This window comes from Streptomyces sp. NBC_00223 (genome assembly GCF_036199905.1).
Lineage (GTDB): Bacteria > Actinomycetota > Actinomycetes > Streptomycetales > Streptomycetaceae > Actinacidiphila.
Genome location: NZ_CP108109.1, coordinates 2,854,646 through 2,870,822 on the forward strand (window position 1 = coordinate 2,854,646; position 16,177 = coordinate 2,870,822).

General features: G+C 71.1%; 13 protein-coding genes. 6 read left to right on the forward strand and 7 right to left on the reverse strand.

Translation table 11 applies throughout. The features are described from left to right. Positions 1-34: 34 nt before the first annotated feature. Positions 35-976, reverse strand: coding sequence for a DNA-3-methyladenine glycosylase family protein (locus OHA30_RS11900; protein WP_405785607.1), 942 nt, complete (start codon positions 974-976; stop codon positions 35-37). A gap of 99 nt (positions 977-1,075) precedes the next feature. Further along, positions 1,076-2,182: an NDP-sugar synthase gene (locus OHA30_RS11905; RefSeq protein WP_328913788.1), complete on the reverse strand. Its 1,107-nt coding sequence runs from the start codon at positions 2,180-2,182 to the stop codon at positions 1,076-1,078. A gap of 130 nt (positions 2,183-2,312) precedes the next feature. Between OHA30_RS11905 and OHA30_RS11910 the strand changes: the two genes are divergently transcribed. The 4 genes from OHA30_RS11910 (at position 2,313) to OHA30_RS11925 (ending at position 8,266) form a co-directional block, all read left to right on the forward strand. Continuing rightward, the gene (locus OHA30_RS11910) at positions 2,313-3,068 is read left to right on the forward strand and encodes a TIGR03089 family protein (protein ID WP_328913789.1); all 756 of its coding nucleotides are present in this window, start codon (positions 2,313-2,315) and stop codon (positions 3,066-3,068) included. Positions 3,069-3,238: 170 nt separating this feature from the next. Then, entirely contained in the window at positions 3,239-4,447 is a 1,209-nt protein-coding gene (locus tag OHA30_RS11915; RefSeq protein ID WP_405785606.1) for an LCP family protein, read from the forward strand. Positions 4,448-4,602: 155 nt separating this feature from the next. After that, positions 4,603-6,351, forward strand: a complete 1,749-nt coding sequence (locus OHA30_RS11920) for an LCP family protein (RefSeq protein WP_328913790.1) — start codon at positions 4,603-4,605, stop codon at positions 6,349-6,351. A 127-nt stretch (positions 6,352-6,478) separates the two neighbouring features. Next, a complete protein-coding gene (locus tag OHA30_RS11925) occupies positions 6,479-8,266 on the forward strand; it encodes an LCP family protein (protein WP_328913791.1) in 1,788 nt (595 codons plus the stop codon). Between the two features lie 77 nt (positions 8,267-8,343). Here OHA30_RS11925 and OHA30_RS11930 read toward each other — a convergent pair whose 3' ends face one another. Both OHA30_RS11930 and OHA30_RS11935 read right to left on the reverse strand, forming a co-directional pair. Beyond that, positions 8,344-9,579, reverse strand: a complete 1,236-nt coding sequence (locus OHA30_RS11930) for an IS30 family transposase (protein WP_443045123.1) — start codon at positions 9,577-9,579, stop codon at positions 8,344-8,346. A 251-nt stretch (positions 9,580-9,830) separates the two neighbouring features. Then, on the reverse strand, positions 9,831-10,877 hold the full coding sequence (locus tag OHA30_RS11935) for a glycosyltransferase family 2 protein (RefSeq protein ID WP_328913792.1): 1,047 nt from the start codon (positions 10,875-10,877) through the stop codon (positions 9,831-9,833). 176 nt (positions 10,878-11,053) lie between these two features. Between OHA30_RS11935 and OHA30_RS11940 the strand changes: the two genes are divergently transcribed. Then, positions 11,054-12,571, forward strand: a complete 1,518-nt coding sequence (locus OHA30_RS11940; protein WP_443045128.1) for an LCP family protein — start codon at positions 11,054-11,056, stop codon at positions 12,569-12,571. A gap of 117 nt (positions 12,572-12,688) precedes the next feature. Here OHA30_RS11940 and OHA30_RS11945 read toward each other — a convergent pair whose 3' ends face one another. Continuing rightward, positions 12,689-13,267 (reverse strand): acyl-CoA thioesterase, encoded by a 579-nt coding sequence (locus OHA30_RS11945; RefSeq protein ID WP_328913794.1) that lies wholly within the window; start codon positions 13,265-13,267, stop codon positions 12,689-12,691. A 117-nt stretch (positions 13,268-13,384) separates the two neighbouring features. On the opposite strand from OHA30_RS11945, the gene OHA30_RS11950 reads away from it, so the two are divergent. Beyond that, complete coding sequence (locus OHA30_RS11950; RefSeq protein WP_328913795.1) at positions 13,385-14,578, forward strand: LCP family protein; 1,194 nt, start codon at positions 13,385-13,387, stop codon at positions 14,576-14,578. Positions 14,579-14,754: 176 nt separating this feature from the next. On the opposite strand, the gene OHA30_RS11955 is transcribed toward OHA30_RS11950, so the two are convergent. Next, positions 14,755-15,177 carry a hypothetical protein gene (locus OHA30_RS11955; protein ID WP_328913796.1) on the reverse strand — a complete coding sequence of 141 codons (423 nt, stop codon included), beginning with the start codon at positions 15,175-15,177 and terminating at the stop codon, positions 14,755-14,757. Positions 15,178-15,303: 126 nt separating this feature from the next. Beyond that, positions 15,304-16,152: an LAETG motif-containing sortase-dependent surface protein gene (locus OHA30_RS11960; protein WP_328913797.1), complete on the reverse strand. Its 849-nt coding sequence runs from the start codon at positions 16,150-16,152 to the stop codon at positions 15,304-15,306. Between the last annotated feature and the right edge of the window lie 25 nt (positions 16,153-16,177).

Below are 16,177 nucleotides of genomic sequence, written 5' to 3' on the forward strand. Positions count from 1 at the left end.
TCGCCCCCTTGCCCGCGACCCGCCGCCCCCGGCGTCACGCGTCGCGGGGCGGCGGGTTGGGGGCCAGGCGCGGGCCGTGGCGGGGCGGCGTCGGGGAGCCCAGCAGGATCAGCCGGGCGGCCCGGTGCCGCTGCCCGGCGTAGGGCTCGAGCAGCCGCAGCATCGTCTCGTCGTCCGACCGCCGCTCCCCCGTCAGCGCGTAGCCGATGTGGTGCGGCAGGTGCAGATCCCCCACCGTGACCTCGTCCGCGGCGCCGTGGCTGCGTTGCAGCGTCTCGGCGGCCGTCCACGGACCGATGCCGCGGACGGTCCGAAGACGTGCCGCCGCCCGCGCCGCGTCCAGCCCGGCCAGGGCGTCGATCCGCGACCCGACGCGGACCGCCCTGAGCACCGTGGAGGCCCGCTTGTCGTCCACGCCCGCCCAGTGCCAGTCCCAGGAGGGCACCAGCGCCCAGCCCCGCGCGTCGGGCATGACCCGCATCCGGTCGGCCGGTCCGGGGGCCGGTTCGCCGTGCCGGGCCAGCAGCAGCTTCCAGGCCCGGTACGCCTCCCCCGTGGTGACCCTCTGCTCCAGGACCGACGGGATCAGCGACTCGAGCACGAGTCCGGTACGGGTCAGCCGCAGCCCGGGGTTGCGCCGGTGGGCCTGGTGCACCACGCGGTGCCGGGGGACGAACGCGGACGGGTCGTCGTCGGCCCCGAGCAGCCCCGGCAGCGTGTCGAGCAGCCACTGCGCGCCCGGTCCCCACGCGTGGGCCTCGATCGCCGCCGGGCTGCCGGTGATCCGCAGGGTGCCGGGACCCTCGGGCGTACGGCTGGCCCGCCAGACCGTGCCGTCGGGCGTGATCCGGAACGCGGGGTCGCCGCCGCCGCGGCGCAGCGGCATGAGGGTGAGCCGGACGTCGAGCGGTCCGTCGGGTGCCCAGGTCCGGGTACGCGGCGCGCCGGCGCTCGTACGCGTTCGAGGGGGGTGCACCCGGCGAAGCGTACCCGGCGCGCCCGCGCGGCCCCCGGGGCGCCCGCGCGGCCCCCGGGGCACCTGCCGGCCCTGCCCGGCCTGCCCGGCTTACCTGGCCTACTGGTCGGACGAGAAGCGGATCGCGCCCGCCGAGATCCGCGCGCCGCACCAGATCCGGGCGCCCCGGCACAGTTCGTTGTCGGCCCCGATGACGGCCCCGTCGCCGACGACCGCGCCGTCCAGCACCGTACGGCTGCCGATCCGGGCGCCCGCGCCGACCAGGGAGTCCCGGACCACCGCGTCGGCCTCGATGTGGGCGCCCGCCAGGACCGTACTGCCCTCGACGCGCGCGCCCGGGCCGACGACCGCGCCCTCGGCGACGCAGGTGCCGCCGGAGAGCTTGGCGTCGGCGGCGACCTCGGCGCCGGGCAGCACCAGCCGTTCGCCGCGCCGGCCCGGGACGGCGGGCGAGGGCGCGTGGCCGAGCACGAGGTCCGCCGAGCCGCGGACGAACGCCGCCGGGGTGCCGAGGTCCAGCCAGTACGTGGAGTCGACCATGCCGCGCAGCCGCGCGCCGGCGGCGAGCAGTCCGGGGAAGGTCTCGCGTTCGACGGAGACCGGCCGCCCGGTGGGGATGGTGTCGATCACCGAGCGGGTGAAGACATACGCGCCCGCGTTGATCTGGTCGGTGACGATCTCCTCGGGCGTCTGCGGCTTCTCCAGGAAGGCGGTGACCCTGCCGTCGGGGTCGGTCGGCACGAGGCCGAACGCGCGGGGGTCCTCGACCTTCGTCAGGTGCAGCGAGACATCGGCGCCGTCACGGCGGTGGGTGGCGACGAGCGCGGGGATGTCCAGGCCGGTGAGGATGTCGCCGTTGAAGACGAGTACGGGGTCGCCGGGCGCGGCCCGCAGCAGGTGGGCGACATTGCGGATCGCGCCTCCGGTGCCGAGCGGATCGGTCTCGGTGACGTACTCCAGGTGCAGCCCGAGCGCGGAGCCGTCGCCGAAGTGCGGTTCGAAGACCTCGGCGAGGTAGGAGGTGGCGAGCACGATGTGCTCGACGCCCGCGGCGCGGGCCCGGGTCAGCTGGTGGGTGAGGAACGGCACACCGGCCGCCGGGATCATCGGCTTCGGCGTGTGGACCGTGAGCGGCCGCAGCCGGGTGCCCTTGCCTCCGACGAGGAGGATGGCTTCGGTCGCCGGAAGACTGTCCAGTGCACGCATGGCAAAGATGGTCCCATAAGCCGCAAAACATAAGAATAGCGCCGTGACGGTCCATCGACCCCGAGGCCAACCCGCCGTCCCCGTACGGCCCTTCGCGGCCACCCCGATCATGCCAGGTAGCCTGGCCGTTGTGACCCCCCGCGCCCAGACCCCCGCAGGACTGCTCGCCGACGCCCTCCGTACCGACCCCGGCCGTCCGTTGATCACTTTTTACGACGACGCGACCGGTGAACGGGTCGAGTTGTCGGTGGCCACCTTCGGCAACTGGGTGTCGAAGACCGCGAATCTGCTCCAGGACGACCTCGGGGCGCAGCCCGGTGACCGGCTCGCGCTGCTGCTGCCCGCGCACTGGCAGACGGCGGTGTGGCTGCTGGCCGCGTTCTCGACCGGGGTGGTCGTGGCGCCGGGCGGCGATCCGGCGGGCGCCGACCTCGTGGTGAGCGGGCCGGACACGCTGGAGGCGGCCCGGGCGTGCGGCGGTGAGCGGATCGCGCTCGCGCTGCGGCCGCTGGGCGGGCGCTTTCCGCAGCCGCCGCCGGGGTTCGCCGACTACGCGGTCGAAGTACCCGGCCAGGGCGACCGGTTCGCGCCCTACGTGCCGATCGGCCCGGAGGCGCCCGCGCTGGAACTGCCGGGCGGTGAGGTACTGACGGCCGGGGACGTGGTGTCCCGGGCACGTGACGAGGCCGGCCGGCTCGGCCTGGAGAGCGGCTCACGGCTGCTGTCCGGGCTGCCGTACGACGGGTGGGAGGGGCTGGCCGCGGGTCTGCTCGCGCCGCTCGCCGCCGACGCCTCCGTCGTGCTGTGCCGTCACCTCGACCAACTCCCGGCCGATCGCCTGGACCAGCGCAGGGCCGCCGAGCGCGTCACCCACACCGCCCTCTAGTCACGGGAGTTGCCCGGCGACCCGCCCGCCGGGGAACTCCTCGGCAGAATCGATTCCTCGGGCAACCAAGAAGCCCATTCGACTGTCTGAACGAATGCCGGTCTGGTATTCGGGTCCCCTCTCCGGCGCCAACCGGTATCAGGTGACCCACAAAGGGACAGGCGGCCGACGTGACCACGCCAGCAGAGCCTCCGGGCGGCGACTCCGCTTCCGACACCTCGGACGCCCCGGACGCCCCGGACCCCGCTGCGTCCGCCGGGTCCGCGGCGCCGCGCCGCTTTCGCTGGCTGCGGGTCGTCGCCGCCTGCACCGCGCTGTTCGTGCTGGCGCTCGCGGGCGGCGTCTGGTACTTCTACCAGCGCCTCGACGGCAACATCACCACCGACACCGTGACCGAGAACCAGCTCATGATCCACGCCTCGGAGCGCCCCACCGAGGGCCCGACCAAGGCCGAGAACATCCTGCTCATCGGATCGGACAACCGCGGCGACGGCAACGAGAAGTACGGCGAGGACAGCGGCACCCAGCGTTCCGACACCACGATCCTGCTGCATCTGTCGGCCGACCGCAGCAGCGCCACCGCCGTCAGCATCCCCCGCGACCTGATGGCCCACGTGCCGGACTGCACCCGGCCGGACGGCAGCACCAGGCCGGGCCGCTTCGAGCAGTTCAACTGGGCCTTCGAGGGGGGCGGAGCGGCCTGCACGATCCGTACCGTCGAGGACATGACCGGCGTCCGGATCGACCACCACCTCATCGTGGACTTCAGCGGGTTCAAGAAGATGGTCGACGCGGTGGACGGGGTGGAGGTCTGTGTGGCCGAGCCCGTGCACGACACCAAGGCGCACCTCGACCTGCCCGCGGGCCGGCAGAAGCTCAACGGCGAGCAGGCGCTCGGCTTCGTCCGCGCCCGCTACAGCATCGGGGACGGCAGCGACACCCAGCGCATGGAACGCCAGCAGGACTTCCTCGCCTCGCTGATCAGCAAGGTGCGCGGCAACGGGGTCCTGCTCAATCCCCTCAAGCTCTACCCGCTGTTGCAGGCCGCCACGAGCGCGCTCACCGCGGACCCCGGCCTCGACTCGCTCAGCGAGCTGTACAGCCTGGTCAACAGCCTGCAGAAGACGCCGTCGGACGCGATACGTTTCCTCACCCTGCCGCGCGAGCAGTACACCGCGGACCGCAACCGCGACCAGCTTCTCCAGCCGGAGGCCGACCAGCTCTTCGCCGCGCTCCAGGCGGACCGCGCGGTCAACGTCACAAGCGGCACCCCCTCCCCCGGCACCTCGTCCACGGGTACTCCCTCCGCCGGCGCGACAACCGGACCCACGTACCCGGGGACGACCGTCGATCGTGACATCTGCGGCAAAGACCGGTGAAAACCCGCTGAAAGCCCCGGCCAAACCTCGGACAGATTGGGCAGGTTTTGTCCGGTTGTAGGGATGCGGAATTTGTCACGGACGCATATCGGCGCTGAACTGGGCGGCTAATGTGAGCGATCCGGCTTGACCCCGGACGGAGGACCCGAGGGACCGTGGACACGCAAGGCCGTAGGAACATCGACCCGGCGGACCAGTGGGTGCTGGACCCGGCCACGGGGACGTACCAGTTGCGGCTGGACCCGGACCTCGACGCGTCACCGGGTGTGCCGGCCCAGGGGCAGTACGGCGACTCCGCGAAGTCCGGCGGCACCGGCCGCTCCTCCGGCGCCGACACTCCGGCCGGCTCGCCCGCCGGGCCCACCGTACCCGCCCCCGGGGGCCGCCGGGCCGCCCGTACCGCCGCCGCCTCGGCCGCGGCTGCGGCTGCGGGGGCACGCGGCCGCCGCCGGGCCAAGCCCGGGATGTCGCGCAAGCGGAAGGCGCTCACCTGGACCGGCGGCGTCATCGGCTTCGTCCTCGTCGCGACCACCGTCGGCGGCTATCTGGTCTACGAGCACTTCAACAACAACATCACCACCGTGGACGTCGGCGACGCGGGCAGCAAGGGCGTCACCCACGACGGGCCGATGAACATCCTGGTCATCGGCACCGACAGCCGTGAGGGCCTGGGCAAGAAGTACGGCGACGCGGGCAGCGTGGGCCACGCGGACACCACGATCCTCTTCCATGTCTCCGCGGACCGCAGCAACGCGACCGCGCTGAGCATCCCCCGGGACATCGTCACCGGGATCCCCGACTGCCCGACCAAGCAGAAGGACGGCAGCACCAGGACCATTCCGGGCACCCCGCAGGGGCTCAGCAGCCCGAAGTTCAACGAGTCCCTGGGACAGGACGGCCGTGACCCGGGCTGCACGATGCGTCTGGTCAAGCAGCTCACCGGCATACAGGTCGACCACTTCATGATGGTCAACTTCGAGGCCGTCAAGACTCTCTCGACGGCGGTCGGCGGCGTGGACGTCTGTCTGAACCGCCCGCTGGTCGACCCCAAGTCGCACCTCAACCTGTCGGCGGGCCCGCACAAGCTGGAGGGCGAGCAGGCGCTGGAGTTCGTACGGACCCGGCACGCGCTGCGCAACCAGAGCGACCTGGACCGGATCCAGCTCCAGCAGAACTTCCTCAGCGCGATGATCCGCCAGATCAAGTCGAGCGGCACCCTGACCAACCCCAAGAAGCTCTACACACTGGGCGACGCCGCCACGAAGGCGCTCACCGTGGACACCGCGATCGGCAGCGTCAGCAAGCTGACCAGCCTGGCCAAGGACTTGAGCAAGGTCGACGCCAAGCACATCAGCTTCATCACGGTGCCGGTGGTCGACAATCCCGACGAGAAGGTGCGCGCGACCGTCGTCGTCGACGACACCAGGGCGCCTCAGCTGTTCTCGATGATCAGGAACGATGTCTCGCTCACCAAGGTGAAGAAGAAGAAGGCGGCCGCGTCCGACGCCAAGCTGAAGGGCCCCAAGGCGACCCCGCACGACACGCGCGTCAATGTCCTCAACGGCAGCGGGGTCCTCGGCGCCGCGCAGGACACCGTCAACTGGCTGCAGAACGACAAGGGCGTCAACCGCTCGGACAACGGCGGCAACGCGCCCACGCCGATAGAGCGCACGACCCTGGTGTACGCGCCGAACCAGGCCGACCAGGCCCGTTCGCTGGCCGCGATGATGGGCCTGCCGGCCTCCGCCCTCAAGCCCGGCACCGTCGACGCCGCGCCGCTCGCGTACATGACGCTGACCCTCGGCAAGGACTTCACCAAGCCCGGCACCGCGATCGCCCCGCCCACGACGCTGCCGGACGGTGTCGACAAGACCGAGGCGAACAGCACGGCATGCGTAGGTTAGGCCGCTGATTCCGAACCTTGTATGACGTACGCAATGATGTGCGCCAGGTGTGCAACTCTGCGCCACCCGTAGCCGTCTGATAGTCGGATGGCCGAAAGTAAGCCCGGATCGGTGGAGAGGGGTTCGAGTGCGTGACAGAACGGTCGGGGGCAACGGTTACGGGGCCGCTTCGAACGCCGACGACCTGGGCTGGGACCAGGGACTCCACCACGAAAGCGGCAGGTCGTACGCCCCCGGCACGGACAGCGGCCGGGACGAGGGGCGGGGCTCCGGCTCGGAGGCGGTACCCGAGCAGCGCTCGGGGCCCGGCTCGCACCGGGCCGGCGGCGGCGGAGGCGGTCAGACGAGCGGCGGCGGTCACCGGCGGGGCGGTCCACGGGGCCACAAGAGCAAAAAACGCAAGGTGTTCCGCTGGGTGGCGATAGTCGCCGCGGTCGCCGTCCTGGGCACGGCCGGCGCCGCGTACGGATATTACGAGTATCTGGCCGGCAAGATCCGCAAGGGCGAGCGCAGCAGCGGTGACACCCATGTGGCCAAGACGAAGGCCAACGCCGCGGGCAAGACGGCGATGAACATCATGATCCTGGGGTCCGACAGCCGCAACGACCCGGCGGACCTCAAACTCGGCGGCGCCAAGTCCACCGTGGGGGACGCGCCCCGGGCCGATGTGATCATGATCGCGCATCTGTCCGCCGACCGCAGCAATATGTCGGTGGTCAGCATCCCGCGCGACACCCGGGTCGACATACCCGAGTGCACCGACCCCAAGACCCACAAGGTCTTCCCCAAGACCAACGACATCATCAACGCCTCGCTGGGCCGCGGCGGCGCGGGCTGCACCCTGGCCACCGTACAGAACCTCACCGGCGTCTACATCGACCACTGGCTGACCATCGACTTCTCCGGCGTGGTGAAGATGGCCGACGTGGTCGGCGGGGTGGAGGTCTGCGTGGAGTACCCCGTGTGGGACCACCCGACGCCCCAGCAGCCCGGCGGCTCGGGACTGCTGCTGAAGAAGGCCGGCAAGCAGAAGGTCTACGGCAAGGTCGCGCTCCAGTGGCTGCGCACCCGGCACGCCTTCGAGTCCGACGCCGGACGGTCGGAGGCCCAGCACATGTACATGAGTTCGCTGATCCGGCAGCTGCGCAGCCAGAACCTCTTCACCGACCCGGGCAAGCTCAACAACATCGCGACGACGGCGATGTCGGCCTTCGAGGTGTCCGAGGAGATCGGCACCCCGAAGAAGCTCTACGACCTCGGGATGCAGCTCAAGACCGTGCCGCCGAAGCGGATCACCATGCTGACCATGCCGTTCATCGAGGACCCGGAGAACCCGAAGGCGCACTATCTGCCCGCTCCGGACGCCGGCCAGGTCTGGTCGCTGCTGCGCAACGACATCGCCATGGACGCCAACGGCAAGCCGAAGGCCCCCGGCGGCTCGAAGGCCAAGCCGAGACCCACCCCGAAGGGTCCGGCCGCGGCGGACTCCGCGACCATCCCGGTCACGGTGGTCAACGGCACGGCTGGCGACGCCACCGGCACGGCGACCTCCGGCCGCGCGGGTGACATCGCCACCGCGCTGAAGACCGCGGGCTTCACCCAGGCCGCCACGAGCCAGGAGCAGAAGCCCAGCCGGGGCACGACCCTCACCTACCCCAAGGCCGACGGCGACCAGGGCAAGGCCGACGCGACGGCGGTGGCCAAGGCCATGAAGATCCCGTCCTCCTACGTCAAGGCGTCGGCGGACGTGCAGTCGATCACCCTGACGGTCGGCGCGGACTGGAAGGAAGGCACCGACTTCAGCAAGACGCTGCCGGACGCGGGTTCGGTCCCGAAGACCGCCCAGGCGGTCAACGGCGCCGACGAGGACAAGTGCATGCCGGTGTACGGGCCGTACCGCTACAGGGGCAACTGAGGCCGTCGCCGCCTCGCACGCGAGCGGGCCCGCCGGAGAACCTTGGGTTCATGGGGTCGTCGCAACACCGCCTGGTTTCAGGTGGTGAGTAGATCACGTAGGCGCTCGGCTGGGGTATCCCAGTCGAGTGTCTTGCGTGGGCGGCCGTTGAGTTCCTGGGCGACGTGTTCGAGGTCTTCGGGGCTGTGGATGCTGAGGTCGGTTCCCTTCGGGAAGTACTGGCGGAGCAGGCCGTTGGTGTTTTCGTTGGAGCCGCGTTGCCAGGGTGAGGCGGGGTCGCAGAAGTAGACGGGCATGCCTGTGGCCATGGTGAACTGCTGGTGGCGTGCCATCTCGCTGCCCTGGTCCCAGGTGAGGGAGCCGCGCAGGTGGGCGGGCAGGGTCTGGATCGTGGCGACGAGGCCGTCGCGGACGGTTTCGGCGTCGTGGGCTGCGCCGGGCAGGTGGACCAGCATGGTGTAGCGGGTGGTCCGCTCGACCAGGGTGGCGATCGCGGAGCGCCCGCCCGCGCCGATGATCAGATCGCCTTCCCAGTGGCCGGGCACCGCCCGGTCCTCGATATCGGCGGGGCGGTCGCTGATCATCACCATCGGGTCGGTGAACCGTGGTGTGCGCCGCTGCGGGTCGCGGCGTGGTTTGCGGCGGGTCCGGCCGGAACGGACGGCGGCCTGCACTTCCCGCCTCAGGCCGCCACGGGCCTGGAAGTACAGTGCCTGGTAGATCGTTTCCACGCTCACCCGCATGCTCCGGTCGTCGGGATGCTCCTTGAACAGAGCGTGGCAGATCTGCTCCGGTGACCACCGCCTGCGCAGTCCGTCCTGGACGAAGCGGCGCAGCCGTCCCTCGCGCAGTAGTTTGCGGTCCTTGGGCCGGGGCCTGCGCGCGGCAGCGGCGCGGTGGGCGGCGTAGGGCTGGTAGCCCCCGGTGCCGGAGTTCGTGTCGATCTCCCGCTTGACCGTGCTCGCCGGCCGCCCCAGGGCACGCCCGATCGCCCGCAGCGACCAGCCCAGCGCACGCAGATCGCGGATCTGTTCGCGCTCGGCCAGTGTCAGAAATCGCGGATGCAGTTGCTTTTCCAGGGCTGGCAGGCCCACCGGTACTGTGGTCACACCGCCCATCGTGACGGTCCCGGTGGTGTAGTCGACACGGCGGCCGTCGGCATAGGTGCGTGTGGTGCCGCTCTTCTTGACGCCCCAGTCCCAGTCCTTGGCCGTGCGCTCGTTCACACCGACCTGCCGGGCCGCCACCCGGCGTGCGACACCGGCGGCCCGAAGCCGCTCGTACTCATCCCGCCCGGGATGCCGCCGCGGCAGGCGCACCGAGCCCTGTCCGGCCTTCCGGGCCCAGCCGAAAGCAGTGTTCCGGTTCACCCCCAGCTCACGGGCCACCACCGTCACGTTCCCCACAGCATCCAGCCGCGCAAGGAAACGCTCCCGCAACCCCACACGATCCCCACACTCAACGCCCACAGTCCCCGCAACTCCCACAGATCGCAGGTGTTGCGAGGACCGTTAGAACCCAAGAACTTCCGGCGGGCCCGCTCGTATGTCCGGTGTCCGCTCGGCTACGCGGGCGTCGTCTCCGCCGTCTCCTCGGTGACCGCCCGGCGGCGGCTGGCGATGACCCGGCGGGCCAGCGAACGGGGGCTGGTGACGAAGCCGTAGCCCCAGCACATGTGCATGGTGGCCAGCGCCAGTGGGATACGCAGCCTGGCGCCGAAGGACAGTCCGCGGCCGGCCGGCAGCGAGCCGAGCGTGATGCCGGCGACATAGGCGGCCGGGACCAGCAGCGCCCACGGGGTGAGGGCGGCGCCGACGACGACACCCAGCGCGTTGGCGAGCAGGGCCGCGGGGGCGGCGAGATAGCGGAGGTTGACCGAGCCACGGTGGTAGCGGGTGACGACCCGGCGCCAGCGGCCGTAGTCCTTGTACTGCTTGGCGAGGGCGCGCACGCTCGGCCGGGGCCGGTAGGAGACCCGCAACTCGGGCGAGAACCAGATGAGATGACCGGCTTCGCGGATGCGGTAGTTCAGCTCCCAGTCCTGGGCGCGGATGAACTCCACGTTGTAGCCGCCCTGCCGCTCCAGCACCTCGCGGCGGAAGACGCCGAGGTAGACGGTGTCGGCGGGGGCGGCGGCGCCTCCGGTGTGGAAGGCCGCGTTGCCGACGCCTATCCGGGAGGTCATCGCGGCGGCCACCGCGCGCTCCCAGTCGTTCTCGCCCTCGGCGTGCATGATGCCGCCGACGTTGGCCGCGCCCGTCTCGTCCAGCAGGCGTACGGCGGTGGCGATGTAGTTCGGCGAGAGCATCCCGTGACCGTCGACACGTACCACGACCGGATGACGGGAGGCGCTGATCGCCGCGTTGAGCGCGGCGGGCGTCCGTCCGGTGGGGTTGGGCACGGTGTGGACCCTCGGGTCCTCGGCGACGAGTTCGGCCGCGATCGCGTCGGTGCGGTCCTGGGAGGGACCCAGCGCGATGACGACCTCCAGCTCGCCCGGATAGTCCTGTTCCAGGATGTGCCGGACGGAGTTACGCAGATGGCGCTCTTCGTTGAGCACCGGCATGATCACGGAGACGGCCGGGAGCGCGGGGTCAGTGGCGGCGTTCATCGTGGGAAACGTTACCGCGATCGGGGGACCCCGGTGCGTGGGGGCAAGACTGACAGTCCTATTTGTCCCTAGCCTGAACGGGTTCAGCACCCCGCCGTTCGGAGGTCCCCGTGCCGCCCACCCGACGCGTTCCGCCCGGAAGCGGGCGGCTCTCCCCACCTCGCCCGCCGACAGCCCTGCCACCGGCCCCCCGTACACCCGCGCCGCGCGCTCCGGTCCGGCGGTCCGCGGAGCGCGGGCCGTACCCCCGGCAGCCGGCCGGCCGGCGTCCGAAGCGGCGGCCGCCGGTCCGGCTGAGCACCCGGATCGCCGGCGGGCTCGCCCTGCTGGTGATCACCGCGAGCGGCATCGGGCACGCGGTGGTGGCCGGTCTGGACGGCGCGATCAACCGGGTGGACGCCTTCGGCGGCATGCAGAACCGTCCGGGCGGCTCCAAGGGCACCAACTTCCTGGTGGTCGGCACCGACGGCCGCGACGGGCTGGACCCGATGGAGAAGCAGCAGTACCACCTGGGCGGCGCGCCCTGCCACTGCACGGACACCATCATGCTGGTCCACCTCTCGGAGGACCGGCAGCGGGCGGCCGTCGTGAGCATCCCGCGCGACTCCTATGTGATGCTGCCGCGGGTCGTCCCCGGTACCGGCACCCAACAGGCCGCGTCGGCTCCGGCCGCCCATCCCGCCAAGATCAACGAGGCGTACGCGGACGGTGGTCCCAAGCTCACCGTCCGCACGGTCGAGCAGCTGACCGGTGTGCACATCGACCACTATCTGGAGCTGGACTTCGTCAGCTTCATGAAGACGGTCGACGTGCTCGGCGGCGTACCGGTCTGCACCTCCCGTCGGCTCAAGGACGCGTACAGCGGCCTGGACCTCCCGGTGGGTACGACGACGCTGAACGGCGGCGAGGCGTTGCAGTACGTACGGTCGCGGCACATCGACGGGGACGCGGACCTGGGGCGGATGCAGCGGCAGCAGCGCTTCGTGGCGCAGGTCGTGCACAAGATCACCAGCGGGGGCACACTGACCAACCCGGTGAAGCTGGAGCGGGTCGCGAGCACCGTACTGGGGTCGGTCCGCGCGGACCAGGGCTTCGATCCGACCGACCTGATCGCGCTGGCCCGGAGCATGAAGGGCTTCTCGAACAACTCCTCGGAGTTCGCCACGGTGCCGCTGAGCAATCCGAACTTCCCTGTGCCGGGCGTCGGCTCCACCGTGAAGTGGGACAACGAGAAGGCGGGCCGGCTGTGGGCGGCGATCCGCGCCGACAAGCCGCTGACCGCGCCGCGGCCCGCGCCCTCGTCCCCGTCCGGGCCCAAGGGGACCCAGGTGGACGTGGCGCCGTCACAGATCCGGGTCGCGGTGGAGAACGCCACCGGGATCAGCGGCCTCGCCGCCTCCGCGCAGCAGGCCCTGCACGCCGGCGGCTTTGTCACCCCGGGCATGCCCACGACCGCCGACCGGCACAGCGCGCGGACCGTGATCCGTTACGACCCCCGGTGGGACCGCTCGGCGAAGGCGCTGGCCGTGGCGCTGCCCGGGACCCGGCTCGAAGCGGCGCCCGGGCTGGGCGCGGTGCTGCGGATCACGCTGGGCGCGGACTACACGAAGGTCAGCCCGGTGACGGGGCCTCCCCCGGCGCCGAAGGCGTCCGGCGACGGCGCGGTCAGCGGGGACGAGGTGCAGTGCGCGTAACGGGCGGGCGGGGGCGCCGGGCGAGCACGTAACGGGCAGCCGGGCCCCGGCGTACCCGCAGGTCGGCGACACGCCCGGGCCGTACGGGCAAAGATCCGCCGGGGACGGCGACCCCGCTCAGTCGTCCAGGCCCTCCGCGGCGCGCTCCTCGCGGAGCTGGAGGATCGCCCGGCGCCGCGCCAGGCGGTGGGTACGGCGGATCTGGGCCTCCTGCCGGCGGCGCTGGTCCCGCTCGGTCTCGGGGATCACCTCCGGCACCGGGCGCGGCTTGCCCTCCGCGTCCACGGCGACGAAGACGAGATACGCGCTGGCGACCTGCTGGGCCGGGCCCGACTCGTTCCAGCGCTCGGCGACGACCCGGACGCCGACCTCCATGGAGGTCTTGCCGGTCCAGTTGACCTGGGCTTTCACATGCAGGAGGTCGCCGACCCTGACCGGCGCGAGAAAGGCCATCTCGTCCATCGCGCCCGTGACCGCCGGGCCCTCGGAGTGACGTCCGGCGACGGCGCCCGCCGCGTCGTCGACCAGTTTCATCACGACGCCGCCGTGCACCGTGCCCATCAGGTTGGTGTCGTGGGCGCTCATGATGTGGGAGAGCGTGATGCGGGAGACGGAAGTGGGCTTGCCGGGGGTCACCGGCACGGCCGGAGTGGGCAGGGGGTCCGGCGTTCCCTGCGAAGTGGACGACTCGATCATGTCCTCCACCTTATGTCCGTTACGGAACCGCCGTGGTGGTTGAGGTAATGCATCGGATCTGCTACAGAACCGCCTTGGATTCCCGGTCGTCCCCGGCGGCCGGGCACACTTGCCGACATGAACGGTTGGAGCGATGACACCGAGCAGCGCAGGCTCAATGAGCCCCCGCTGCCCCCCGAGCTGTCGCCGCGCCGCGCCGCCGCGGCCGCCGGGGGAGTTCCGCCGCAGTCCGACCGCCGGGCCCAGCCGGGCGGCGGTTCCGGCGGCGGTCCGTGGCCTCCGGCCACGGGCGGCAACGGCGGCAGCGGGCCCCGGCGGCCGCGCTGGAGCATGCGCAAGAAGATCGGCTGGACGGCGCTCGGGCTGGTCGTCGTCCTGCTGGTCGTGTCCGTGTCGACGTACTTCTGGGCCGACTCCAAGGTCCGCCGCGAGGTCGACCTGAGCAAGGTCGAGGACCGGCCGGCGGCGGGCAAGGGCACCAATTATCTGATCGTCGGCTCCGACAGCCGTGAGGGTCTGACCAAGCAGGACGAGAAGGAGCTGCACACCGGCGCCGCCGAGGGCCAGCGCACCGACTCGATGATGATCCTGCACACCGGCGGCAACGGCACCACGATGCTGAGCCTGCCGCGCGACTCGTACGTCACGATCCCGGCCTTCACCGGCAAGGAGTCCGGCAAGCGGTACGCGGCCTCCACGCACAAGCTCAACCGCGCGTACGCCGACGGCGGCCCGGAACTGCTCACCCGGACCGTCGAGTACAACACCGGCATCCACATCGACCACTACGCGGAGATCGGCTTCGCCGGTTTTGTGAACCTGGTCGACGCGCTCGGCGGTGTGCACATGTGCCTGGACAAGCCGCTGCACGACAAGGCGTCCGGCGCGGACTTCGACAAGGGCTGCCAGGAGCTCAACGGCAAGCAGTCGCTGGCCTTCGTACGGCAGCGGCACCAGGAGGCCGACCAGGACCTGGGCCGGATGCGGAACCAGCAGAAGTTCCTGTCCACCCTGGCCCACCAGGCCGCCTCGCCGTCCACGATCCTCAACCCGTTCAAGCTCTACCCGGTGATCGGGTCCGGCCTGGACACGCTGATCGTCGACAAGAAGATGAGCCTGTCGAACCTCGCGTCGATGTTCTGGGCGATGAAGGGCGTGACCGGCGGCGACGGCAACCAGATGACGGTGCCGATCGCCAGCGCCAACTATCTGACGCCGAACGACGGCGACGCCGTGAAGTGGGACATGACGAAGGCGAAGAAGCTCTTCGACGAGCTGAAGAACGACCAGAAGGTGACGATCACGCAGTAGCCCAGGGCCCCGCTCCGGACGGTCGGCCGGCCCGTAGGCCGGCCACCGGCGTACCGGAGCGGCCCCGGCCGCGTACGGGAAACGGCCCCGGCCACCGCGCTCACCGCGCGGGGCCGGGGCCGTTTCCTGGTATCCCCGGGTACGTTCCTTGCCGGTCGCCGAACCGCGCGGGCGGTTCAGGAAGCGATGGCGGTGCCGGTCACGGCCGGGACCCACTGGTCCAGCTCGGTGCGCCAGTAACGGCCCACGTTCAGCCGGGTCGGCTTGGTCTGGCCGGGCAGCTGGAAGCGCAGCGAGCTCCACAGCGCCTTGCGCCGGACGTCGCTGACCAGGCCGGCCGCCTCGGCGCGCGGTATCGCGGCCACCAGTTCCTTGGGGCGGGCGGTCATCCGGCCGGCCTTGTGGAAGACCACGGCCTGCTCGGTGACCGTGACGAAGTAGTACTTGACGAACGCCTGGCCCAGCAGACCCAGGTTGTCCATCAGCCACGGGCTGGGGCCGGTGACGGTGTGGATCGTGACGATGGGCTTGTCGCCCGGGTTGATCTGCGCGATGGCCTGCGCCACCTGCTCCTGCATGGTGGACTTGCGAATGGCCATGGGTGCCCCCTGTTTGACTTGCGAATGGTGCGACGCCGCCGTCATGGAGCGACGGCGGCGTCGCAGCGTATCGCCTTCAAGGTGACAGGTACGCGCCGGGTACAGACCCGTGACGTATGTGACCGATCAGTGACGCGCGGCCGGGGTGCGACGACGCAGCATGAAGACCGCGCCACCGCCGAGGGCCACCAGGGCGCCGGCGATACCGGCGATCATCCCGGTGCTGGAACCGCCACCGGTCTCGGCCAGGTTGGTCGCGCCGGAGGGCGACGGCGAGTTGGTGTCGTCGACGACCGCCGCGGGGCTGGTCGTGTCCGCCGTGGCCGGGCTGGTGGTCGTGGAGTCCACCGGGGTGTCGCCGTTGTCCGCGGGCGGGTTGTCCCCGTTGCCGGCCGGCGGGTTGTCACCGTTGTCCGCAGGGGGGTTGTCGCCGTTGTCGGCCGGCGGGTTGTCACCGTTGTCCGCAGGGGGGTTATCGCCGTTGTCCGCAGGCGGGTTGTCACCGTTGTCGACCGGCGGGTTGTCACCGTTGTCCGCGGGCGGGTTGTCGTCCGCCGGCGGGTTGCCGCCGTTGTCGGCCGGCGGGGTGGTCACGCACGCCTGGCGGGGCGTCTTCAGCTGCTTGGTGCCGACGACGTCGTGACGCTGGTTCTCCTTGACGACGCGCACGGTGTAGGTCGTGCTCGGCTGCCAGTCCACGGAGAAGGCGACGGGCAGACCGGCCTTGGTTCCCTTGACGTGGGTCTGGGAACCGACCTGGTTCTTGCCCTGGGAGACCGTGATCGTGACGAAGGTCGTGGTGTCCTTGTCGGTCACGGTGATGACGCCATGACCGTCGTCGCACGAGGCGGCGGCGGTGAACTCGGTGATGGAGCAGGCGAACGCGTTGCCTGCGACGCCCAGCGCGAGCGCGGCTGCGGCGGAGGCAACGCCGATGGAACGCACCGTAAGAGAGGTGCGGCGGGATATGGACACGTTTGCCCTTCACGTGACTCGGAGC

Bases quoted from the DNA above. Each gene is read 5' to 3' on its own strand.
- OHA30_RS11935 (WP_328913792.1), bottom strand. From the start codon at position 10,877: ATGAACGCCGCCACTGACCCCGCGCTCCCGGCCGTCTCCGTGATCATG.
- OHA30_RS11955 (WP_328913796.1), bottom strand. From the start codon at position 15,177: ATGGCCATTCGCAAGTCCACCATGCAGGAGCAGGTGGCGCAGGCCATC.
- OHA30_RS11950 (WP_328913795.1), top strand. From the start codon at position 13,385: ATGAACGGTTGGAGCGATGACACCGAGCAGCGCAGGCTCAATGAGCCC.
- OHA30_RS11945 (WP_328913794.1), bottom strand. From the start codon at position 13,267: ATGATCGAGTCGTCCACTTCGCAGGGAACGCCGGACCCCCTGCCCACT.
- OHA30_RS11905 (WP_328913788.1), bottom strand. From the start codon at position 2,182: ATGCGTGCACTGGACAGTCTTCCGGCGACCGAAGCCATCCTCCTCGTC.